Annotated in this window: 14 protein-coding genes, 1 tRNA gene and 3 other RNA genes; 11 read left to right on the top strand and 7 right to left on the bottom strand. The window is 53.8% G+C overall.

Features of this window, described 5'->3' with window-relative positions:
* Positions 1-36: 36 nt before the first annotated feature.
* The 5 genes from serS to lrp form a co-directional block, all read right to left on the bottom strand.
* Complete coding sequence (serS, locus tag FDX14_RS07575; protein ID WP_003836908.1) at positions 37-1329, bottom strand: serine--tRNA ligase; 1293 nt, start codon at positions 1327-1329, stop codon at positions 37-39.
* Between the two features lie 91 nt (positions 1330-1420).
* On the bottom strand, positions 1421-2764 hold the full coding sequence (gene rarA, locus FDX14_RS07570) for a replication-associated recombination protein RarA (RefSeq protein ID WP_137349295.1): 1344 nt from the start codon (positions 2762-2764) through the stop codon (positions 1421-1423).
* A 10-nt stretch (positions 2765-2774) separates the two neighbouring features.
* Positions 2775-3386: an outer membrane lipoprotein periplasmic chaperone LolA gene (gene lolA, locus FDX14_RS07565; RefSeq protein WP_085049191.1), complete on the bottom strand. Its 612-nt coding sequence runs from the start codon at positions 3384-3386 to the stop codon at positions 2775-2777.
* 111 nt (positions 3387-3497) lie between these two features.
* On the bottom strand, positions 3498-7445 hold the full coding sequence (gene ftsK, locus FDX14_RS07560) for a DNA translocase FtsK (RefSeq protein WP_137349294.1): 3948 nt from the start codon (positions 7443-7445) through the stop codon (positions 3498-3500).
* A gap of 134 nt (positions 7446-7579) precedes the next feature.
* Positions 7580-8074: a leucine-responsive transcriptional regulator Lrp gene (lrp, locus tag FDX14_RS07555; protein ID WP_002439523.1), complete on the bottom strand. Its 495-nt coding sequence runs from the start codon at positions 8072-8074 to the stop codon at positions 7580-7582.
* 547 nt (positions 8075-8621) lie between these two features.
* On the opposite strand from lrp, the gene trxB reads away from it, so the two are divergent.
* The 5 genes from trxB to infA all read left to right on the top strand — a co-directional run bounded on the left by trxB (position 8622) and on the right by infA (position 14446).
* Positions 8622-9590, top strand: a complete 969-nt coding sequence (trxB, locus tag FDX14_RS07550) for a thioredoxin-disulfide reductase (RefSeq protein WP_137349293.1) — start codon at positions 8622-8624, stop codon at positions 9588-9590.
* A 114-nt stretch (positions 9591-9704) separates the two neighbouring features.
* Entirely contained in the window at positions 9705-11471 is a 1767-nt protein-coding gene (gene cydD, locus FDX14_RS07545) for a heme ABC transporter permease/ATP-binding protein CydD (RefSeq protein ID WP_137349292.1), read from the top strand.
* A complete protein-coding gene (gene cydC, locus FDX14_RS07540; RefSeq protein WP_137349291.1) occupies positions 11472-13193 on the top strand; it encodes a heme ABC transporter ATP-binding protein/permease CydC in 1722 nt (573 codons plus the stop codon). It begins immediately after the preceding gene.
* A 44-nt stretch (positions 13194-13237) separates the two neighbouring features.
* The gene (aat, locus tag FDX14_RS07535) at positions 13238-13942 is read left to right on the top strand and encodes a leucyl/phenylalanyl-tRNA--protein transferase (RefSeq protein WP_137349290.1); all 705 of its coding nucleotides are present in this window, start codon (positions 13238-13240) and stop codon (positions 13940-13942) included.
* 285 nt (positions 13943-14227) lie between these two features.
* Positions 14228-14446, top strand: coding sequence for a translation initiation factor IF-1 (infA, locus tag FDX14_RS07525; protein ID WP_002211347.1), 219 nt, complete (start codon positions 14228-14230; stop codon positions 14444-14446).
* 79 nt (positions 14447-14525) lie between these two features.
* On the opposite strand, the gene FDX14_RS07520 is transcribed toward infA, so the two are convergent.
* Positions 14526-15437: a LysR family transcriptional regulator gene (locus FDX14_RS07520; RefSeq protein ID WP_061381875.1), complete on the bottom strand. Its 912-nt coding sequence runs from the start codon at positions 15435-15437 to the stop codon at positions 14526-14528.
* 108 nt (positions 15438-15545) lie between these two features.
* Between FDX14_RS07520 and FDX14_RS07515 the strand changes: the two genes are divergently transcribed.
* The 6 genes from FDX14_RS07515 (at position 15546) to FDX14_RS07490 (ending at position 17880) form a co-directional block, all read left to right on the top strand.
* A complete protein-coding gene (locus FDX14_RS07515; protein ID WP_061381876.1) occupies positions 15546-16406 on the top strand; it encodes a pirin family protein in 861 nt (286 codons plus the stop codon).
* Between the two features lie 16 nt (positions 16407-16422).
* Positions 16423-17100 carry an isochorismatase family protein gene (locus tag FDX14_RS07510; protein ID WP_032939929.1) on the top strand — a complete coding sequence of 226 codons (678 nt, stop codon included), beginning with the start codon at positions 16423-16425 and terminating at the stop codon, positions 17098-17100.
* A 149-nt stretch (positions 17101-17249) separates the two neighbouring features.
* Positions 17250-17337 (top strand) — tRNA-Ser (locus tag FDX14_RS07505).
* A 45-nt stretch (positions 17338-17382) separates the two neighbouring features.
* Positions 17383-17518: non-coding RNA, RtT sRNA (locus FDX14_RS07500), on the top strand.
* Positions 17519-17563: 45 nt separating this feature from the next.
* Positions 17564-17699: non-coding RNA, RtT sRNA (locus tag FDX14_RS07495), on the top strand.
* A 45-nt stretch (positions 17700-17744) separates the two neighbouring features.
* A non-coding RNA gene (locus FDX14_RS07490) (RtT sRNA) lies at positions 17745-17880 on the top strand.
* A gap of 142 nt (positions 17881-18022) precedes the next feature.
* On the opposite strand, the gene rlmC is transcribed toward FDX14_RS07490, so the two are convergent.
* Entirely contained in the window at positions 18023-19150 is a 1128-nt protein-coding gene (rlmC, locus tag FDX14_RS07485) for a 23S rRNA (uracil(747)-C(5))-methyltransferase RlmC (RefSeq protein ID WP_079224833.1), read from the bottom strand.
* Between the last annotated feature and the right edge of the window lie 23 nt (positions 19151-19173).

Raw genomic sequence — 19173 nt, 5'->3', positions numbered from 1 at the left:
CGCCCTAAGGCGCTTTTTCGCATAGAAAAGGTAGCTTTAGCCGATGAATTCCAGGCCATTCATGTACGGACGTAATACTTCCGGAACCTGAATGCGGCCATCTGCCTGCTGATAGTTTTCCATTACCGCCACCAGCGTACGTCCAACTGCCAGACCGGAACCGTTCAGAGTATGCACCAAACGGGTCTTTTTGTCGGATTTGCTGCGGCAACGCGCTTGCATGCGACGGGCCTGGAAATCCCACACGTTGGAGCAGGAAGAGATTTCGCGATAGGTATTCTGCGCTGGGATCCACACTTCAAGATCGTAGGTTTTGCATGCGCCGAAGCCCATGTCGCCGGTGCACAGAATGATCTTACGGTACGGCAGACCCAGAAGCTGAAGAACCTTCTCGGCGTGGCCAGTCATCTCTTCCAGCGCGTCCATTGAATCTTCCGGACGAACAATCTGCACCATCTCAACTTTATCGAACTGGTGCATACGGATCAGACCGCGGGTATCACGACCGTAAGAGCCAGCTTCAGAACGGAAGCACGGCGTATGCGCAGTCATTTTGATCGGTAGCGCATCTTCGTCAATGATTTCGTCACGCACCAGGTTGGTCAGCGGAACTTCGGCCGTTGGGATCAGCGCGTAGTTACTGCTGTCAGCTTCTTCGTCCAGCGGACGGGTATGGAACAGATCGCCAGCGAATTTCGGCAGTTGGCCTGTACCGTACAGCGTGTCATGGTTAACCAGATACGGAACATAGTTTTCACTGTAACCATGCTGTTCGGTATGCAGATCCAGCATGAACTGAGACAGCGCACGATGCATACGTGCGATCTGCCCCTTCATAACCACGAAACGAGAGCCGGTCAGCTTCACCGCAGCGGCGAAATCAAGACCCGTGTGCATTTCACCCAGGGTAACGTGATCGCGAACTTCGAAATCAAACTCACGCGGTGTACCCCAGCGGCTGACTTCGACGTTGTCATTTTCATCTTTACCCACCGGAACTTCATCCGCTGGCAGGTTCGGAATGGTCAGCGCAATGTCGCGGATCTCGGCCTGTAAGGTATCAAGTTCAGCTTTCGCGGCATCCAGCTCTTCGCCCAGTTTGTTCACTTCCAGACGTAAAGACTCGATATCTTCCCCGCGCGCTTTTGCCTGGCCAATGGATTTCGATCGAGAGTTACGCTCTGCCTGCAGGTTTTCAGTTTGTACCTGCAGAACTTTACGACGCTCTTCAAGAGCGCGCAGCTTATCTACATCCAGCTTAAAGCCCCGGCTTGCCAGTTTTTCTGCGACTGCGTCTGGCTCATTACGCAGCAGATTGGGATCGAGCATGCTTATCCTGTGCTTATCGAATTAAAATGGGAAAAGTGACCACAGCCTGCGGTCACAGGGATACAGAGACAACATTACCGCAACGATAACACTAACGGTAGCGTTTTATAGGGCTATTTTGATCCTGTCCGGCGAGCCAGGCGAGCTTTTCACCAATCTTGCCTTCAAGACCTCTGTTTGTGGGGCGATAATAGCGCGTTTGTGCCATTTCCTGGGGGAAGTACTCTTCTCCGGCGGCATAGGCATTTGGTTCATCATGCGCGTAACGATACTCCTGACCGTAGCCCATCTCTTTCATCAGTTTAGTCGGTGCATTACGCAGGTGAACGGGAACGTCATAATCCGGACGTTCGCGAGCATCGGCCAGTGCCGCCTTAAAGGCGGTGTAAACCGCGTTACTTTTCGGCGCACAGGCCAGATAAACAATCGCCTGAGCAATTGCCCGTTCGCCTTCTGCGGGTCCCACGCGAGTGAAACAATCCCACGCGGAAATCGCCACCTGCATAGCGCGCGGATCTGCGTTGCCCACATCTTCAGAGGCAATCGCAAGGCAGCGACGGGCAACGTACAACGGATCGCCGCCAGCGGTAATGATTCGCGCATACCAGTAGAGCGCCGCATCCGGCGCGCTACCACGTACCGACTTGTGTAAGGCGGAGATGAGATCGTAAAAGCGATCGCCTTTATTATCAAAGCGCGCGCTGCGTTCACCGGCAATTTCGGTCAGCAATTCCGCTTTCAATATGCGCTTGCCGGAATCATCAACTTCGGCCATATCGGCCATCATTTCCAGCGTATTCAGCGCCCGCCGCGCATCACCATTAACCAGTTCAGCAATCGCCCGACGAGTCTCTTGTGGCAGAACAATATCCTGCCCACCGTAACCCCGCGCTTTATCAGCCATCGCCTGATCCAGTACTTGTTCAATATCGTCGGTGGTTAACGATTTCAGCAAATAAACGCGTGCCCGCGACAGCAGTGCCGAATTCAGTTCAAACGAGGGGTTTTCGGTGGTAGCGCCAATAAACGTAATTGTACCGTCTTCAATATGCGGTAAAAACGCATCCTGCTGGCTTTTATTAAAGCGATGGACTTCGTCCACAAACAATATTGTGCGTCGGCCAGCGTTACGGTTCTGACGCGCACGCTCAATCGCTTCACGAATTTCTTTCACACCAGAGGTGACAGCCGAAATTCGTTCAACATCGGCATTAGCGTAACGGGCAATGACTTCGGCAAGGGTGGTCTTACCCGTTCCCGGTGGCCCCCATAAAATCATGGAGTGCAGGTGCCCGGCCTCGATGGCACGCGGCAAAGGCTTACCCGTAGCCAGCAGATGCTGCTGGCCGATATACTGCGCTAAATTTTCTGGCCGCATACGCGCGGCCAGTGGCTGAAAAGTATTATCAGAAAAGTCGAGCGACAGATTGCTCACTCACACGCCTCTACTTACGTTGATCGTCAACCGTTACACCTTGCGGCGGGGTAAAGGTGAATTTCGATGGTTCAATCGCGCCATTCTGCTGCGATTTCAGCTGATAACTGCTGCGCTGATCGTCTTGCTCAACGGCGCTAAACTGATGGATCGTCCCGTCGCGCCCAACATTGATCGTAAACTGTTTCAGGTTACCGTTGCTGGTTTTCGGCGTCAGCACGAAATCATCGCCGTTTTGCTTAATGTTATACTGCTGCCAGTCGCTGGCCTGGTTACGTGCAATCAGCATGAATGGCGTGTTGCCGGTGGCGTCTTTCAGCCAGGTCGCAGTAGCTTGTTCAACAAACGGGTTAAAGAACCACAGCGTTTTACCATCGGAGACCAGGATGCTCTCGTCAGGCTGCGTCATGTGCCAGTTAAACAGATTAGGACGTTTAACCCATAAATCACCCTGCCCCTCCTGCACTGCCGCACCGCTACCGTCCGTAACTTTCTGCGTAAAGCTGGCATGGAAGCTACTGACTTTATCCAGGCGGCTTTTCAGGTCGCTGGCAGCGTCAGCCCAGACGCTACTAACCACAAAGCTCGACAGTAATGCACAGGTGATTGCGATTCTTTTCATCGTTATTCCTCAAAATACGTCACTCCCAACGGGGAGATCCCTCTGCTATCCATTTCAGGCCAAAAATCAGCATGAGGAAAGTAGAAAATACTGAATTACTTAACTTTGCAATCAATCGAAGGGCGGCGGAGCCAACACTTCACGATTACCATTATGCCCTTGCTCACTGACAATTCCCTGCGCTTCCATCTGTTCGATGATGCGTGCCGCTCGGTTGTAGCCGATACGGAATTGTCGTTGAACACCAGAGATGGAAGCTTTGCGTTTTTGGGTAACAAAGTTCACCGCCTGATCGAACAACGGATCTAACTCTTCGCCACCATCAAAGCCGCCAGCACCACCTTCGCTTTCGCTATCAGAGGTAATACCGTCAACATATTGCGGACGCCCGCGCGCCTTCCAGTCCTGAACCACCGCGTGAACTTCTTCATCACGAACAAAGGCGCCGTGTACACGCACAGGAATCGTCGAGTTCGGTGCCGAATAGAGCATGTCGCCCATACCCAACAGCGATTCCGCGCCGCCTTGGTCAAGAATAGTACGTGAGTCAATTTTGCTGGACACGGTAAAGGCAATACGCGTCGGGATGTTAGCTTTAATCAGACCGGTAATGACGTCAACGGATGGTCGCTGGGTTGCCAGCACCAGGTGGATCCCCGCCGCACGCGCTTTTTGCGCCAGACGAGCAATCAGTTCTTCCACCTTTTTGCCAACGGTCATCATCAGGTCGGCGAATTCATCCACCAGCACCACGATATACGGCAGTTTTTCCAGCACCGGATGCTGAACATCCATGCTGTCGCCTGGCTTCCAGTATGGATCCGGAATCGGACGTCCCATACGGGCTGCTTCAGCGATTTTCTCGTTATAACCGGCAAGGTTACGTACGCCAAGCGCCGACATCAGCTTGTAGCGACGTTCCATTTCATTGACGCTCCAGCGCAGCGCGTTGGCAGCATCTTTCATGTCGGTCACAACTTCAGTCAACAGATGCGGAATGCCTTCATAAACCGACAGCTCCAGCATTTTCGGGTCAATCATGATAAAGCGAACGTCTTCTGGCTGCGCTTTGTACAGCATGCTGAGGATCATGGCGTTCACCCCAACCGACTTACCGGAACCAGTAGTCCCTGCCACCAACAGGTGCGGCATTTTCGCCAGATCGGCAACAACCGGTTCGCCCGCAATATCTTTACCCAATACCACAGTCAACGGAGACGAGTTATCACGGAATTTCGCGTTATCTAACACTTCGCGCAGATAAACGGTTTGCCGTTTTTTGTTCGGTAATTCCAGACCGACATACGGTTTGCCAGGAATGACCTCGACCACACGAACGGCAGCGGTTGACAACGAACGCGCCAGATCTCGCGACAGGTTAGAAATGCGCGCGGCTTTAACTCCTGGCGCCAGGTTTAGCTCAAAGCGGGTGATAACCGGGCCTGGAGAGTAGTTCACTACATCGGCTTTAATACGGAAGTCCGCCAGACGCGCTTCTACCAGACGCGCCATTTGTTCAAGTGCAAAAGTATCAATCGGCTCAACTTCGCTCGGCGGCGGCGTGAGCAGGTCTAACGATGGCAGCGGCGTACTCGGACGCTGAACCGGACGACTGTCGCCGTTACGCATCAACAGTGGATGGATCAGGCTATCCTGCGGCGGCGGTGTAACAGGCTGTGCCGGCTGCTGATAATGCTGCTGCGGCGCGACAGGCTGTGCCGGTTGCTGATAATGCTGCGGTGGTGCAACTGACTGTACCGGCTGCTGGTAATGCTGCTGCGGCGCGACAGGCTGTACCGGTTGCTGATAATGCTGCTGCGGTGCAACAGGCTGTGCCGGCTGCTGGTACTGCGGCGCAGGCTCCGGCATCACGCCTGGCGTAAACAGCGGCTCATGCGGACCGTCATCCACCAGCGTTTTCATTGGCGAAAATTCAAAGTCATCAAGCGAGAACGGATTCGCCCCGGCAGGCTGTTCGCCGGAATAGCGCTGCTGCTGGGAAGAGGCAAACTGGCGAGCCAGTTCCGCTTCTGCGGCTGAATCATCGTCATCAGCCTGGTGGGTATCGTCCTGATACTCTTCGCCATAACGATGCTGCTGAGACTGGGCAAACTGACGTGCCAACTCGTCCTGCTGCATTGCATCCATTTCATCGTCACTGTACGCATCTGTATCAAGCTGCTCTTCGCGAGCTTTCTCTTCAGCCATACGCTGTGAGGGCAGTTTTATGCCATATGAAGCCAGCTCACGACGAGTAGGCACACGCACACGATTCGGACGCGGTAACTGCGGGCCAATGCCTTCTTTTACCTGCGGACGCGGCGCACCGCCACCCGCAAGGCTAAAGACAGGTGCTGCGGCTGCGGCACCTGCTCCCAAAGCGGCGCTTTTCACGCCGGCAGCCATCGGCGCAACGGCAGCAACAGACTCAACGGGCGGAATGGAGGCTGCCGTCGGCATAGATGGCATAGACGGCTTAACACGCTCAGGCTCCTGAACGGGTTCTGGAATAGGCTGATACCAGGCGGCCAACTGCTCACGCTCGCGCGCTCGTTTCTCTTCGACTTCTTCAAAATAGTAGAGCGGCGGACGAGACGGTTTCGTCTCCTCAACGACTGGCTCAGGTTCCACCACGGAAGGTTGTTCAACCACAGGTTGCTGGAACGCAGAAGGCTGTTGGAAGTCTGGCTCCTGCTGATAGACAGGTTGCGGCACAGGCTCCGGGTGATAAACAGGTTCCGACTGCCAGTTTTGCTGCGCAGTGAATTCCTGCGGCTGCGGCGCGACGGATTGCGCATATACCGGCTCAGGCGTCTGTGGCGCGTAATATTCCGGCTGTGGATTTTCCTGTGCAACCGGCTGTTGCCATGGCTCATACGGCTGCTGCACCGCAGGCTGAGCATATTCGGCTGGCTGCGGATAACCTTCAGGCGCTGGCGCAATAACCGCCTCACCGGCTTGCGGGCCAGGCGCGGATTGCCAGGCAACGGCTGGCGTCGACTGTTCCATAACGGTGCTGGTAACTGGCGACGTTTGCAACAGCGGGTCGACCGGCGCGCTCCAGGCCTGAGATGCCGTTGTGGCTGCTGCTGCGGCGGCTACTGGCTCAGTCACCGAATGACCGTTCAGCAGTGGATCGAGTTCGTCGTATTCAGGCAATGTTGCCCGATTACCAGAGAACAGCACATCGTTCGGATCGGCGGCCACGCCACGGGCGCTGTATTCGATGTCGTCTTCATCATCCATGCGTTTGCCGGAGAACAGCGCAGCATCAGTATGACGGCCCAGCGGATTGGTAAATTTCTCAGCCAGGCGTTTACGGCGCGCTAACGCACCGCGCAGAATTCGAGCCCGACGCGATTCGTTTGGTTTGCCATCAGCGGCGTCGACAAACTCTTCTTCATCTTCATATTCTTCGTCATCGACCCAGGTATCGTCGCGGCGGGTACGGTTGCTGGCAAATGTCAGGATATTAAGTAACCAGCCGCCCAGTTTTTCAGCAATGCTCACCCATGACCAGCCGGTAAACAGCGTTAATCCCGCAGCCCAGATGCACAAAAGCGTAAGTGTACCGCCACTACTATGCAGTAATGGCTGTAGCGTAGTGCTGAGCAGGCTGCCAATCACCCCGCCAGAGGCGAAATACCAGATGTCATCGGCGTTAATGGCGGCCAGCCCGCAAGAAGTGAGAATCAGCGCCAGAACGCCAATAATGCGCAGTGAAACGGCAAAATAATCGACGTATTCGTCGCTGGCCTGATGTCGCCAGGCAAACCAGCAGCCGCCGACAATAATGACCGGAATGGTGTAGGCCATGACGCCAAAAATAAAGAACAGCGTGTCCGCCAGCCATGCACCGGGAATGCCTCCCAGGTTATGGATAGGTTCATGCCACGCGGTTTGCGACCAACTGGGATCCGAAGGGTTAAAGCTGAGTAAGGCAGCCATCAACCAGACGGCAAAAAGGGCAATAAGGATCAGTAGCGCTTCCAGAAGTCGGCGCCCGCTGCTTAACTTCGTCAATGTGACGTCTTTGTCTTCAGTGTATTCCTGGCTCAAAAACGGCTCTCCAGGTTTCAGGCTTTTCCTGCCCGATGCTAAAACGGACAACAGCACCGGGTTGCCCCGGCACTGTTGCTGTATGGATTAACAGGAGTGTAATCAAACTGCGTCGATTTTGCACCTGTTCCGTGTTAGCGCGTCTTAATTACCAGACGATTGCTCTGTTTGACTTCTTCCATTACTACATAAGTACGTGTGTCATTCACGCCAGGCAGACGCAGCAGGGTTTCCCCCAGCAGCTTACGGTATGCTGACATATCCGGTACGCGTGTTTTCAGCAAATAGTCGAAATCACCGGAAACCAAATGACACTCTTGAATTTCTTCAAGTTTTTGTACTGCAGAGTTAAATTGTTCAAACACATCCGGGGCGCCACGATTCAGAGTTATCTCAACAAAAACCAGAAGTGATGCATCCAGATAATGTGGGTTTAACAGCGCTGTATAGCCCTGAATGAAACCCTGTCTTTCCAACCGACGCACACGCTCAAGGCAGGGCGTTGGTGAAAGTCCCACACGTTTAGAAAGCTCGACGTTAGAAATACGCCCATCCTTTTGCAGCTCATTAAGAATGTTACGATCGATACGGTCGAGATCTTTGCCAGGGCGCTTCTTACTATCTACCATTATTATTGTCTCTCTGTATTCCTTCCCTACTCCTGCCTGACTCTACTAACATCACTGTTCAGAGTCGCTCCCCATCAAAATAAACCGCAACCCAGAGGGATTTACGGCTCGCAATGTCTGGGTTTATGGTGAGAAGACCGTTGCCTGTCGGCGGCTATCGACATCACGAATGGCATCTGTCCACACCATGCGTAGATTTCGCTAACACGGTAAACATGGTATCTACATGCATGATTATGCAGCACATACATGACACAGTTTTTTTCTTCCTTGAATGTTTTCGCAAAACAGCAGGGGATTGTCAAAGCAAAACATCGATTTTTAGTACAACATGCCAGTTATTCAGTCGCGGTGATGGAAATTCGTCATTTTATCACCTTATAACTGACCGATTTTAAGTAGAAATCGTTATAGTGTTACGACTAAATCTGCCGTTCATCGGTTTCCGCTATTACACATATTGTTAACAAAATCGCCATACTCTTTTTTTACGCCTGTAAATTCCCTACAATCCTGCTAATTGCCTGCCAACAACTATGGGGATCTCATGGGCGCAACCAAACACAGTAAACTTCTTATTCTGGGCTCAGGCCCTGCGGGATATACCGCTGCGGTCTACGCTGCACGCGCTAACCTGCAACCGGTACTGATTACCGGTATGGAAAAAGGTGGTCAGCTGACCACAACAACAGAAGTGGAAAACTGGCCTGGCGATCCGCACGATCTTACTGGCCCGCTGCTGATGGAGCGTATGCACGAACATGCGACCAAATTTGAGACAGAAATCATTTTTGATCACATCAGCAAAGTTGATTTGCAAAACCGCCCTTTCCGTCTGACCGGCGACAGCGGTGAATACACCTGCGACGCATTGATCATCGCCACCGGCGCGTCAGCACGTTACCTGGGCTTACCTTCAGAGGAAGCATTTAAAGGCCGCGGCGTTTCCGCTTGTGCCACCTGCGACGGTTTCTTCTACCGTAACCAAAAAGTTGCGGTGATCGGCGGCGGTAATACCGCTGTTGAAGAAGCGTTGTATCTGGCGAATATCGCGTCTGAAGTACATTTGATTCACCGTCGCGACAGCTTCCGTGCTGAGAAAATTCTTATCAAGCGTTTGATGGATAAAGTGGAAAACGGCAACATCGTGCTGCATACGCACCGTACGCTGGAAGAAGTGACTGGCGATCAAATGGGCGTAACCGGATTGCGCCTGCGCGATACGCAAAATGCTGACAACGTCGAATCACTAGACGTTGCGGGATTGTTTGTCGCCATCGGTCACAGCCCGAATACCGCCATTTTCGACGGTCAGCTCGAACTGGAAAACGGCTACATTAAAGTTCAGTCCGGTATTCACGGCAATGCGACGCAAACCAGCATTCCAGGCGTCTTCGCAGCCGGTGACGTGATGGACCATATTTATCGCCAGGCGATCACTTCTGCGGGCACGGGTTGTATGGCTGCGCTTGACGCAGAACGTTATCTCGACGGTCTGGCAGACGCTTGCAAATAAGTTTTACAAATCAGTAACAAAAGTAAAAAAGGCGACTATAAGTCGCCTTTATTTTTGCCTCGTTGTAACATTGTCCTGCCCAAAAATTCCAATAACTCACCTGCTAAGCGTGCAATGAATAAAACCCGTCAAAAAGAGCTGACCCGCTGGTTAAAACAGCAAAGTGTAATTTCCCAACGGTGGCTGAATATTTCACGCCTGCTGGGATTCGTGAGCGGCCTGTTAATTGTCGCTCAGGCCTGGCTCATGGCCCGAATTCTGGACCATATGATCATGGGCAACATCCCCCGAGAGGCGCTGCTGCTCCCTTTCATCGTGCTGATTTTGGTTTTCATCCTGCGCGCATGGGTTGTCTGGTTACGCGAACGCGTCGGGTTTCACGCCGGGCAACATATTCGCTTTGAGATTCGTCGCCAGGTTCTGGATCGCCTGCAACAGGCGGGTCCGGCCTGGATACAGGGTAAACCAGCCGGGAGCTGGGCTACGCTGATCCTCGAGCAGATTGACGATATGCATGATTACTATGCGCGTTATTTGCCGCAAATGGCGCTGGCCGTATGCGTTCCCCTGTTGATTGTGGCGGCCGTATTTCCGTCAAACTGGGTAGCCGCGCTTATTCTGCTCGGAACCGCCCCGCTGATCCCGTTGTTTATGGCGATGGTCGGTATGGGCGCAGCCGACGCTAACCGCCGCAACTTTCAGGCGCTTGCCCGCCTCAGCGGTCATTTCCTCGATCGCCTTCGGGGTATGGAAACGCTGAGAATATTTGGTCGCGGTGAAGCCGAAACAGAAAGTATTCGCGCAGCATCACAGGATTTCCGCCAGCGCACCATGGAAGTCCTGCGCCTGGCATTCCTGTCATCTGGCGTCCTTGAGTTCTTTACGTCGCTGTCTATTGCGCTGGTTGCGGTTTACTTCGGTTTTTCCTACCTCGGCGAGCTCGACTTCGGTCACTACGGCATGGGCGTCACGCTGGCGTCTGGTTTCCTGGCGCTCATTCTGGCACCGGAGTTTTTCCAACCCCTGCGCGATCTTGGGACGTTTTATCACGCCAAAGCACAAGCCGTTGGAGCTGCAGACAGTCTGAAAACCTTTATGGAAACCCCGCTGGCGCACCCTGAGCGTGGTGAGATTGAACTGGCGACGAAAGATGCCGTTTCAATTGAGGCGCAAGATCTGGTCATCACCTCGCCGGAAGGCAAAGTGCTTGCGGGGCCGCTCAACTTTACCCTGGCAGCAGGTCAACGTACGGTGGTGGTGGGGCGTAGCGGCTCCGGAAAAAGTTCGTTGCTGAATGTTCTGTCCGGCTTTCTTTCTTATCAGGGGTCGCTGCGGATTAACGGTTTTGAACTACGCGACCTGTCGCCTGATTCCTGGCGCAAACAGCTGTCCTGGGTTGGGCAAAACCCGCAGCTCCCTGCCGCCACATTACGCGATAACGTACTGCTGGCACGGCCCGATGCCAGTGAAGAACAGCTTCAGGCCGCACTCGATAGTGCCTGGGTGAGCGAGTTTTTACCGCTGTTGCCGCAGGGCGTAGATACGCCAGTCGGCGATCAGGCGGCCCGACTTTCTGTTGGTCAAGCGCAGCGCGTGGCCGTGGCGCGCGCCTTACTTAATCCGTGTCAGTTGCTTCTGCTGGACGAACCCGCAGCCAGCCTTGATGCCCACAGTGAACAACGCGTGATGCAGGCATTGAACGCAGCATCGCGCCGCCAGACCACGCTGATGGTGACACACCAGCTTGAAGATCTTGCCGACTGGGACGCTATCTGGGTCATGCAGGACGGTCAGATCGTTGAACAAGGTAGCTGGGCTGAACTTAGCGCAGCCAACGGAGCTTTTGCGACACTACTGGCTCATCGTCAGGAGGATATCTAAATGCGCGCTTTGCTACCCTATCTGACGCTGTACAAACGTCACAAATGGATGTTAACGCTGGGCATCGTTCTGGCGATCGTTACGCTGCTGGCAAGTATTGGCTTGCTGACGCTCTCAGGTTGGTTCCTGTCTGCTTCTGCGGTGGTCGGCGTCACCGGAATTTACAGTTTTAACTATATGCTCCCCGCCGCAGGCGTACGTGGTGCGGCAATCACCCGAACCGCAGGCCGTTATTTCGAGCGTTTGGTCAGCCACGACGCCACGTTCCGCGTGCTGCAACACCTGCGTATTTATACCTTTAGCAAGCTGCTACCGCTCTCCCCTGCCGGCCTGTCCCGCTATGGACAAGGTGAATTACTTAACCGCGTCGTGGCTGATGTCGACACGCTTGATCACCTTTATTTACGCGTTCTGTCTCCGCTGGTGGGAGCATTTGTCGTCATCATGGTGGTCACGCTGGGACTGAGCGTTCTTGATTTAACGCTGGCTGTCACCCTCGGCGGCATTATGCTGCTGACCTTATTCATTCTGCCCCCACTCTTTTATCAGGCAGGCAAAAGTACCGGGCAAAACCTGACGCATCTGCGTGGGCAATATCGTCAGCAGTTAACCTCCTGGCTTCAGGGCCAGGCTGAATTGACCATCTTCGGCGCCAGCGAACGCTACCGCGCTCAAATGGAAGCCACCGAATTGCAGTGGCATGAAGCGCAGCGACGTCAGTCCGAATTAACGGCACTGTCGCAGGCTATCATGCTGTTAATCGGCGCGCTGGCGGTGATTATGATGTTATGGATGGCCTCAGGCGGCGTGGGCGGCAACACTCAGCCAGGCGCGCTAATTGCGCTGTTCGTCTTCTGTGCGCTGGCTGCGTTTGAGGCATTAGCGCCTGTCACCGGCGCGTTTCAGCATCTCGGCCAGGTTATCGCCTCTGCATTACGCATCACCGAACTGACCGAACAGCAGCCAGAAGTCACCTTCCCGGATACCGAATCTCCGGTTTCTGAGCAGCTCACCCTTACCCTGCGTGAGGTTTCATTCAGCTATCCGGGGCAGACGCAAAAAGCACTCGACACCCTTTCCTTGCTGGCAAAACCCGGTGAGCACATCGCTATTTTGGGTCGCACCGGCTGCGGAAAATCAACATTGCTGCAATTGCTGACCCGCGCATGGGATCCGCAGAGTGGAGAAATCCTGATTAACGATCGACCGCTTTCAGCCCTGAATGAAGCCACGCTGCGTCAAATCATCAGCGTCGTGCCACAGCGCGTACATCTGTTCAGCGCTACGCTTCGCGATAACCTGCTGCTGGCTGCACCGCACGCCAGCGATGAAGCATTATCCGCGATCCTGTGCCGCGTCGGGCTGGACAAACTGCTTGATGGCGATGGACTCAATGCCTGGTTGGGTGAAGGTGGTCGTCAGCTTTCTGGCGGCGAACTCCGTCGTCTGGCTATCGCCCGCGCCTTGTTGCACGATGCTCCGCTGATGCTGCTGGACGAGCCTACCGAAGGGCTTGATGCCACAACGGAAAGCCAAATGCTTGAATTAATTGGCGATGTGATGCAGGACAAAACCGTCCTGATGGTCACACATCGTCTGCGCGGATTGTCGCGTTTTGATCAAATAATAGTGATGGACAACGGACAAATTATTGAGCAAGGTAATCACGCAGATCTGTTAGCCAGGCAGGGGCGTTATTACCAGTTTAAGCAACGTCTGTAAGCTATTATTGAACGATCAAACTCGCGTAGTGGAGTTTCGCTGTCATGCGCCTGGTGCAACTGTCCCGCCATTCTATAGCCTTCCCATCACCGGAAGGCGCTCTACGCGAGCCTAACGGTCTACTGGCGCTGGGTGGCGATCTTAGCCCTGCCCGCCTGTTGATGGCCTACCAGCGCGGTATTTTCCCGTGGTTTTCTCCCGGCGACCCTATTCTGTGGTGGTCACCCGATCCGCGCGCCATTCTTTGGCCTGAGAACTTTCACCTCAGTCGCAGCATGAAACGCTTTCATAAAAATTCGCCTTATCGTGTGACGCTCAACTACGCGTTCGGTCAGGTGATTGAAGGCTGTGCGAACGATCGGGAAGAAGGTACCTGGATCACACACGATGTCGTGGACGCTTACCATCGTCTGCACGAACTGGGACATGTGCATTCAATTGAAGTATGGCGACAAAATGAATTAGTCGGCGGCATGTACGGCGTGGCGCAAGGTACGCTGTTTTGTGGCGAATCAATGTTCAGTCGTCAGGAAAATGCGTCCAAGACTGCACTACTTGTTTTTTGCACGGAATTTATCCGTCAGGGCGGAAAATTAATCGACTGCCAGGTATTAAATAGCCACACAGCGTCCCTGGGCGCCATCGAAACCCCGCGGCGGGAGTACCTTGAGCAGCTGAGCATACTGCGTCAGCAGCGGCTACCGAGCCATTTCTGGATACCAAGAACGTTATTTTCGCCTCAGGGGTGAATGTTTTCGGCACATTTTTTGTCGGGGTGTTATAATTGTGCCGCAGAGTTGGTTTAGCCCATTACCCCGCCGCCGTTAAGGAACAGTTCGCGCCAGGCAACGCCTATCGTTTATCTCCTCGTTCCCTTACACGTTACGCTTTAAGTGCGGCTTTGCCGTGTGCGGTTAGAGTAATGCGCCAAACCCGATTTGCTGTGTTTTAAACGCACAAATCTTTACTTATTAAAAGAACTTCGGCATTATCTTGCCGGTTCAAATTACGGTAGTGATACCCCAGAGGATTAGATGGCCAAAGAAGACAATATTGAAATGCAGGGTACCGTTCTCGATACGTTACCTAATACCATGTTCCGCGTAGAGTTAGAAAACGGTCACGTGGTTACTGCACACATCTCCGGTAAAATGCGCAAAAACTATATCCGCATCCTGACGGGCGACAAAGTGACTGTTGAGCTGACCCCGTACGACCTGAGCAAAGGCCGCATTGTCTTCCGTAGTCGCTGATTGTTTTTAACGCCCGAATGGCGTCCAGATAATAAAAGGTCGGTTTAACCGGCCTTTTTTATAGGCTGAGGACAGGTATTTAATCCTCAAACATCCGCGCATATTCTTCTGTTAAGAAGTCCACCAATGCGCGTACTGAGGGCAGTAATCCCCGACGAGACGGAAAGACTGCGTGAATAATCTCCCGCTTAGGCTCCCAACCATCTAGCAATGCCACCAGTTCACCCGCCGCTAATTGTTCTTTCACCATCAGTTGCGGCAGTTGTACAACCCCCACACCGGCAACCGCAGCTTCACGTAACGCCAGCATATCGGTGGTGATCATACGCGGCGTGAAATGCACCTCTGCCCGTGCGCCCTGTGGGCCAAATAACTCCCAGCGATGCACATGTTTACCCGATGCCAGACTCAGCCCCGGCCAACGGGTCAATTCCGCCGGAGAGTTGACCGCGCCCATTTGTTCAATTAATCGCGGGCTGGCATATAACCGGTGTCCCCTGTCTGCAAGTACCCGCATCACCAGGTCGCTATCCTCAAATGGACGAGGTCTGACGCGAATCGCCACATCCAGGCCTTCGCCTACCACATCAACGCGGCGGTTCGTCGCCTCAAGCTGCACGGAAACATCGGGATAACGGGCCATAAATCGGGCGAGCATTGGCCCAATATGCACATGCAACAACGTGACCGGACAAGTCAGTTTTACAACGCCGCGCGGCTCAACCTGTAAAGCCGCAATAGCATCCTGCGCCGCCTGCGCTTCCACCAGCATTGCCTTACAGTGTTCGTAAAATGTTTGTCCGACTTCAGTCACGTTAAACTGCCGGGTGGTTCGCTGAATAAGTCGAACCCCCAACCTCTCTTCAAGTTGCGCAATACGTCGGCTCAGTTTTGATTTCGGTTCATCAAGCGCACGTCCCGCCGCTGCGAATCCACCTTCCTCTACAACATGTACAAACCAGGCAAAATCATTGAGATCCGGCTTTGTCATTTTATTGTCCTATTTATGAGACAGTGAAGACCATTTTAGCGACTACTCAATTCGCTGTCATGAATATAAGCTTATTCACATCAAGACAACGCCACTGAGGAGACACAAATGAAACAAGTAACAGGCGTCTACACCGCACCTCGCCCACACTGGGTTGGCGATGGATTTCCGGTTCGCTCAATGTTCTCTTACCAGTCTCATGCAGAGCAGTTAAGTCCATTCCTGCTGCTGGATTACGCCGGTCCGCATACGTTCACACCGGGTAACGAAAAGCGCGGCGTCGGCGAACACCCTCACCGTGGTTTTGAAACGGTGACCATCGTTTACAGCGGCGAAGTTGAACACCGTGATTCAACCGGTCGCGGCGGCATTATCGGTCCCGGCGACGTGCAGTGGATGACCGCAGGTGCAGGAATATTACACGAAGAGTTCCATTCACCGGAATTTACCCGTCGGGGCGGCGAACTGGAGATGGTACAGCTGTGGGTTAACCTGCCGGCAAAAGACAAAATGGCCGCGCCGGGTTATCAGAGCATCACCAGCGATGTTATCCCCACGGTTGCTCTACCTGATGAAACAGGAAGCGTTCGCGTTATTGCGGGTAGCTACGAGGAAACCAAAGGGCCTGCACATACCTTTTCGCCGCTGAACGTCTGGGATATGCGACTACAACGTAATCATCAGCTCACGTTGTCTCAGCCGGAAGGATGGAGCACCGCACTGGTGGTATTGAAAGGCAATATCACTGTAAACGGGAGCACGCCAGCCAGCGAAGCGCAACTGGTGGTGCTAAGCCAGCAGGGGAAAACGCTGCACATTGAAGCCACCAGCGATGCCATCGTGCTTCTGCTGTCTGGCGAACCGTTGAACGAGCCGATTGTAGGTTACGGTCCGTTTGTTATGAACACGAAACAAGAAATCGCTGAAGCTGTACGCGATTTTAACTCCGGCCGTTTTGGCCAAATCTGAATCGAAGGAGAAGAATATGTCCAGTCCTGCAAACTTTAATGGCTCACGTCCGGTCATCGATGTGAATGATTCCGTCATGCTGCTTATCGATCATCAGAGTGGGCTTTTCCAGACCGTCGGCGATATGCCAATGCCTGAACTGCGTGCACGTGCCGCTGCGCTGGCTAAAATGGCGACCCTGGCGAAAATGCCGGTGATTACCACGGCATCCGTACCGCAGGGACCTAACGGCCCGTTGATCCCGGAGATCCACGCCAATGCGCCGCATGCCCAATACGTAGCGCGTAAAGGTGAAATCAACGCCTGGGATAACGAAGACTTCGTGAAAGCGGTAAAAGCAACGGGTCGTAAGACATTGATTATCGCCGGTACGATCACCAGCGTCTGCATGGCTTTCCCGGCCATCAGCGCAGTGGCTGAAGGTTACAAGGTCTTCGCGGTGATTGACGCGTCCGGTACTTACAGCAAGATGGCGCAGGAAATCACCCTGGCTCGCGTGGTTCAGGCTGGTGTCGTGCCGATGGATACCGCTGCAGTCGCTTCTGAAATACAGGGGACATGGAATCGTGAAGACGCCGCTGAGTGGGCGGAAGTGTATACCAAAGTCTTCCCGGCTTATCAGTTGCTGATCGAAAGCTACAGCAAAGCCCAGGAAGTTGTGACCAACGGCGAAAAACTGGACTCTCAGCGTTAATCATATCCTCCGCGCCAGTCCGGGCGGGGGAATATGTACGCTGCGTAACCAAACGAGAGTTAACACGTAAATTCTGCTTGACCGTTTTAGCGCAACTCCCTATAGTAGCGCCCCGTTGCCCCCCAAGCGGTCAGGCAGCAATACAATATGGTGAGGTGTCCGAGTGGCTGAAGGAGCACGCCTGGAAAGTGTGTATACGGCAACGTATCCGGGGTTCGAATCCCCGCCTCACCGCCATATTTTAAGAAGAGCTCGTACGCAAGTACGGGCTTTTTTTTTCGCATATTTCACAGCCTGGCGGGGATGAGAAGCCCGGACCGGGTTCGACTACTGGCGCAGCGAGTTGGACAGACTGAGCGCACAGCGAACAGGCTGCCCGCAGGGCGAGCGAAGCGAGTCAATCCCCGCCTCACCGCCATATTTAAAGAAGAGCTCGTACGCAAGTACGGGCTTTTTTTTTCGCATATTTCACAGCCTGGCGGGGATGAGAAGCCCGGACCGGGTTCGACTACTGGCGCAGCGAGTTGGACAGACTGAGCGCACAGCGAACAGGCTGCCCGCAGGGCGAGCGAAGCGAGTCAATCCCCGCCTCACCGCCATATTTAAAGAAGAGCTCGTACGCAAGTACGGGCTTTTTTTTTCGCATATTTCACAGCCTGGCGGGGATGAGAAGCCCGGACCGGGTTCGACTACTGGCGCAGCGAGTTGGACAGACTGAGCGCACAGCGAACAGGCTGCCCGCAGGGCGAGCGAAGCGAGTCAATCCCCGCCTCACCGCCATATTTAAAGAAGAGCTCGTACGCAAGTACGGGCTTTTTTTTCGCATATTGCATTTGCCGGATGCGGTGCAAGCACCTTATCCACCCTATGAATGACGAACAGCCTGTAGGCCTGATAAGCGAAGCGCCATCAGGCATAGCAGTTATTGTTTACAGAGCAGCGTTAACACTTCGTAATGCGCGGTGTGTGGGAACATATCGAAAAGCTGGACGCGTTCAATGCGGTACCCCGGCAACTGGTGAAAATCCTTCGCCATGGTTTGCGCATTGCAACTTGAATAGACAATAAAACGTGGCGCCATGCGGGAAAGAAAATCGCACAGCGGTTTGCCAATCCCACGACGCGGTGGGTTCACCAGCACCAGATCGGGTACTTCGTCCTGGGCGGTAGCAAACTGAGTCGAATCCAGCGCCTGAAAATACAGATTCTGCAACCCAAGCTCCTGCGCCGATTGTTTCGCACAGTTAATCGCCTCTGGCGCGATTTCAATACCTGTCAGTTTCATCTGCGGCGTGGCACAATGCAGACCAAAGCCCCCTACGCCGCAAAACAGATCCCACATATGAGTAACCGGAAGCTGACGCACCCAGTCGCGCGCGGTGGCATATAAATGCCCCGCCACCACTGGGTTGGTCTGGAAAAAGCTCTGCGGGCGTATCCACAACGGCACATTGTTAAAGCGTTCCGCCAGCGCCTGCTGCTCTGTCAGGAAGATTTCTGTCTCCCCCTCCATAATCGCCATATGCACCGGTTGAATATTAACAGTGATCACTTTTAACTGTGGCAATTGTGCCTGCAACCACGGTAGCGCTGCACGCAACTGCGCCAGTTTGGCGTCTGAACGCAGGACAAAGCGCAGCATCATACCGCCATCAAACCGGCTTTCCGTTAACAGCAGATATTTCAGCTCTCCGCGTTTACGAGCCACGTTATAGGGCGTTAACCCCGCCCGGGCGATAAACGGTTTGAGCGCGGCAAATACGGGCGCAAAAGAGGCGGGATAGAGCGGACAATCACACAAGTCTTCCGGCGTACCGTCACGATGCAGCATCCCAAGCAGTGGTTTTTCCACGCTGCCGCTGACCACCATTTTGGCTTTGTTGCGAAAAGCGCGTTCCGGGCCGCTGACCGGCGCGCACCATTCTCCGACCGAATAATCAGCCAGCAGATTCTGCAGATCGGCTGTTTTTGAGAGGAGTTGATCGGCGACAGGCTGTGTTATCCACTGACAGGAGCGGCAGCGCTCAGCGTCATATAGTGCGCACTGCATACAAAAACCTATAAATTAACAGG

The organism is Citrobacter sp. wls710, from assembly GCF_005281115.1.
GTDB classification, from domain to species: Bacteria; Pseudomonadota; Gammaproteobacteria; order Enterobacterales; family Enterobacteriaceae; genus Citrobacter; species Citrobacter werkmanii.
Note: the sequence above shows the minus strand (reverse complement) of the source record. Positions and strands in the feature narration are given on the sequence as shown.

Coding starts and splice junctions, on each gene's coding strand:
- infA (WP_002211347.1), top strand. CDS start 14,228: ATGGCCAAAGAAGACAATATTGAAATGCAGGGTACCGTTCTCGATACG.
- FDX14_RS07515 (WP_061381876.1), top strand. CDS start 15,546: ATGAAACAAGTAACAGGCGTCTACACCGCACCTCGCCCACACTGGGTT.
- aat (WP_137349290.1), top strand. CDS start 13,238: ATGCGCCTGGTGCAACTGTCCCGCCATTCTATAGCCTTCCCATCACCG.
- lolA (WP_085049191.1), bottom strand. CDS start 3,386: ATGAAAAGAATCGCAATCACCTGTGCATTACTGTCGAGCTTTGTGGTT.
- serS (WP_003836908.1), bottom strand. CDS start 1,329: ATGCTCGATCCCAATCTGCTGCGTAATGAGCCAGACGCAGTCGCAGAA.
- lrp (WP_002439523.1), bottom strand. CDS start 8,074: ATGGTAGATAGTAAGAAGCGCCCTGGCAAAGATCTCGACCGTATCGAT.
- cydC (WP_137349291.1), top strand. CDS start 11,472: ATGCGCGCTTTGCTACCCTATCTGACGCTGTACAAACGTCACAAATGG.
- FDX14_RS07510 (WP_032939929.1), top strand. CDS start 16,423: ATGTCCAGTCCTGCAAACTTTAATGGCTCACGTCCGGTCATCGATGTG.
- cydD (WP_137349292.1), top strand. CDS start 9,705: ATGAATAAAACCCGTCAAAAAGAGCTGACCCGCTGGTTAAAACAGCAA.
- trxB (WP_137349293.1), top strand. CDS start 8,622: ATGGGCGCAACCAAACACAGTAAACTTCTTATTCTGGGCTCAGGCCCT.
- rlmC (WP_079224833.1), bottom strand. CDS start 19,150: ATGCAGTGCGCACTATATGACGCTGAGCGCTGCCGCTCCTGTCAGTGG.
- FDX14_RS07520 (WP_061381875.1), bottom strand. CDS start 15,437: ATGACAAAGCCGGATCTCAATGATTTTGCCTGGTTTGTACATGTTGTA.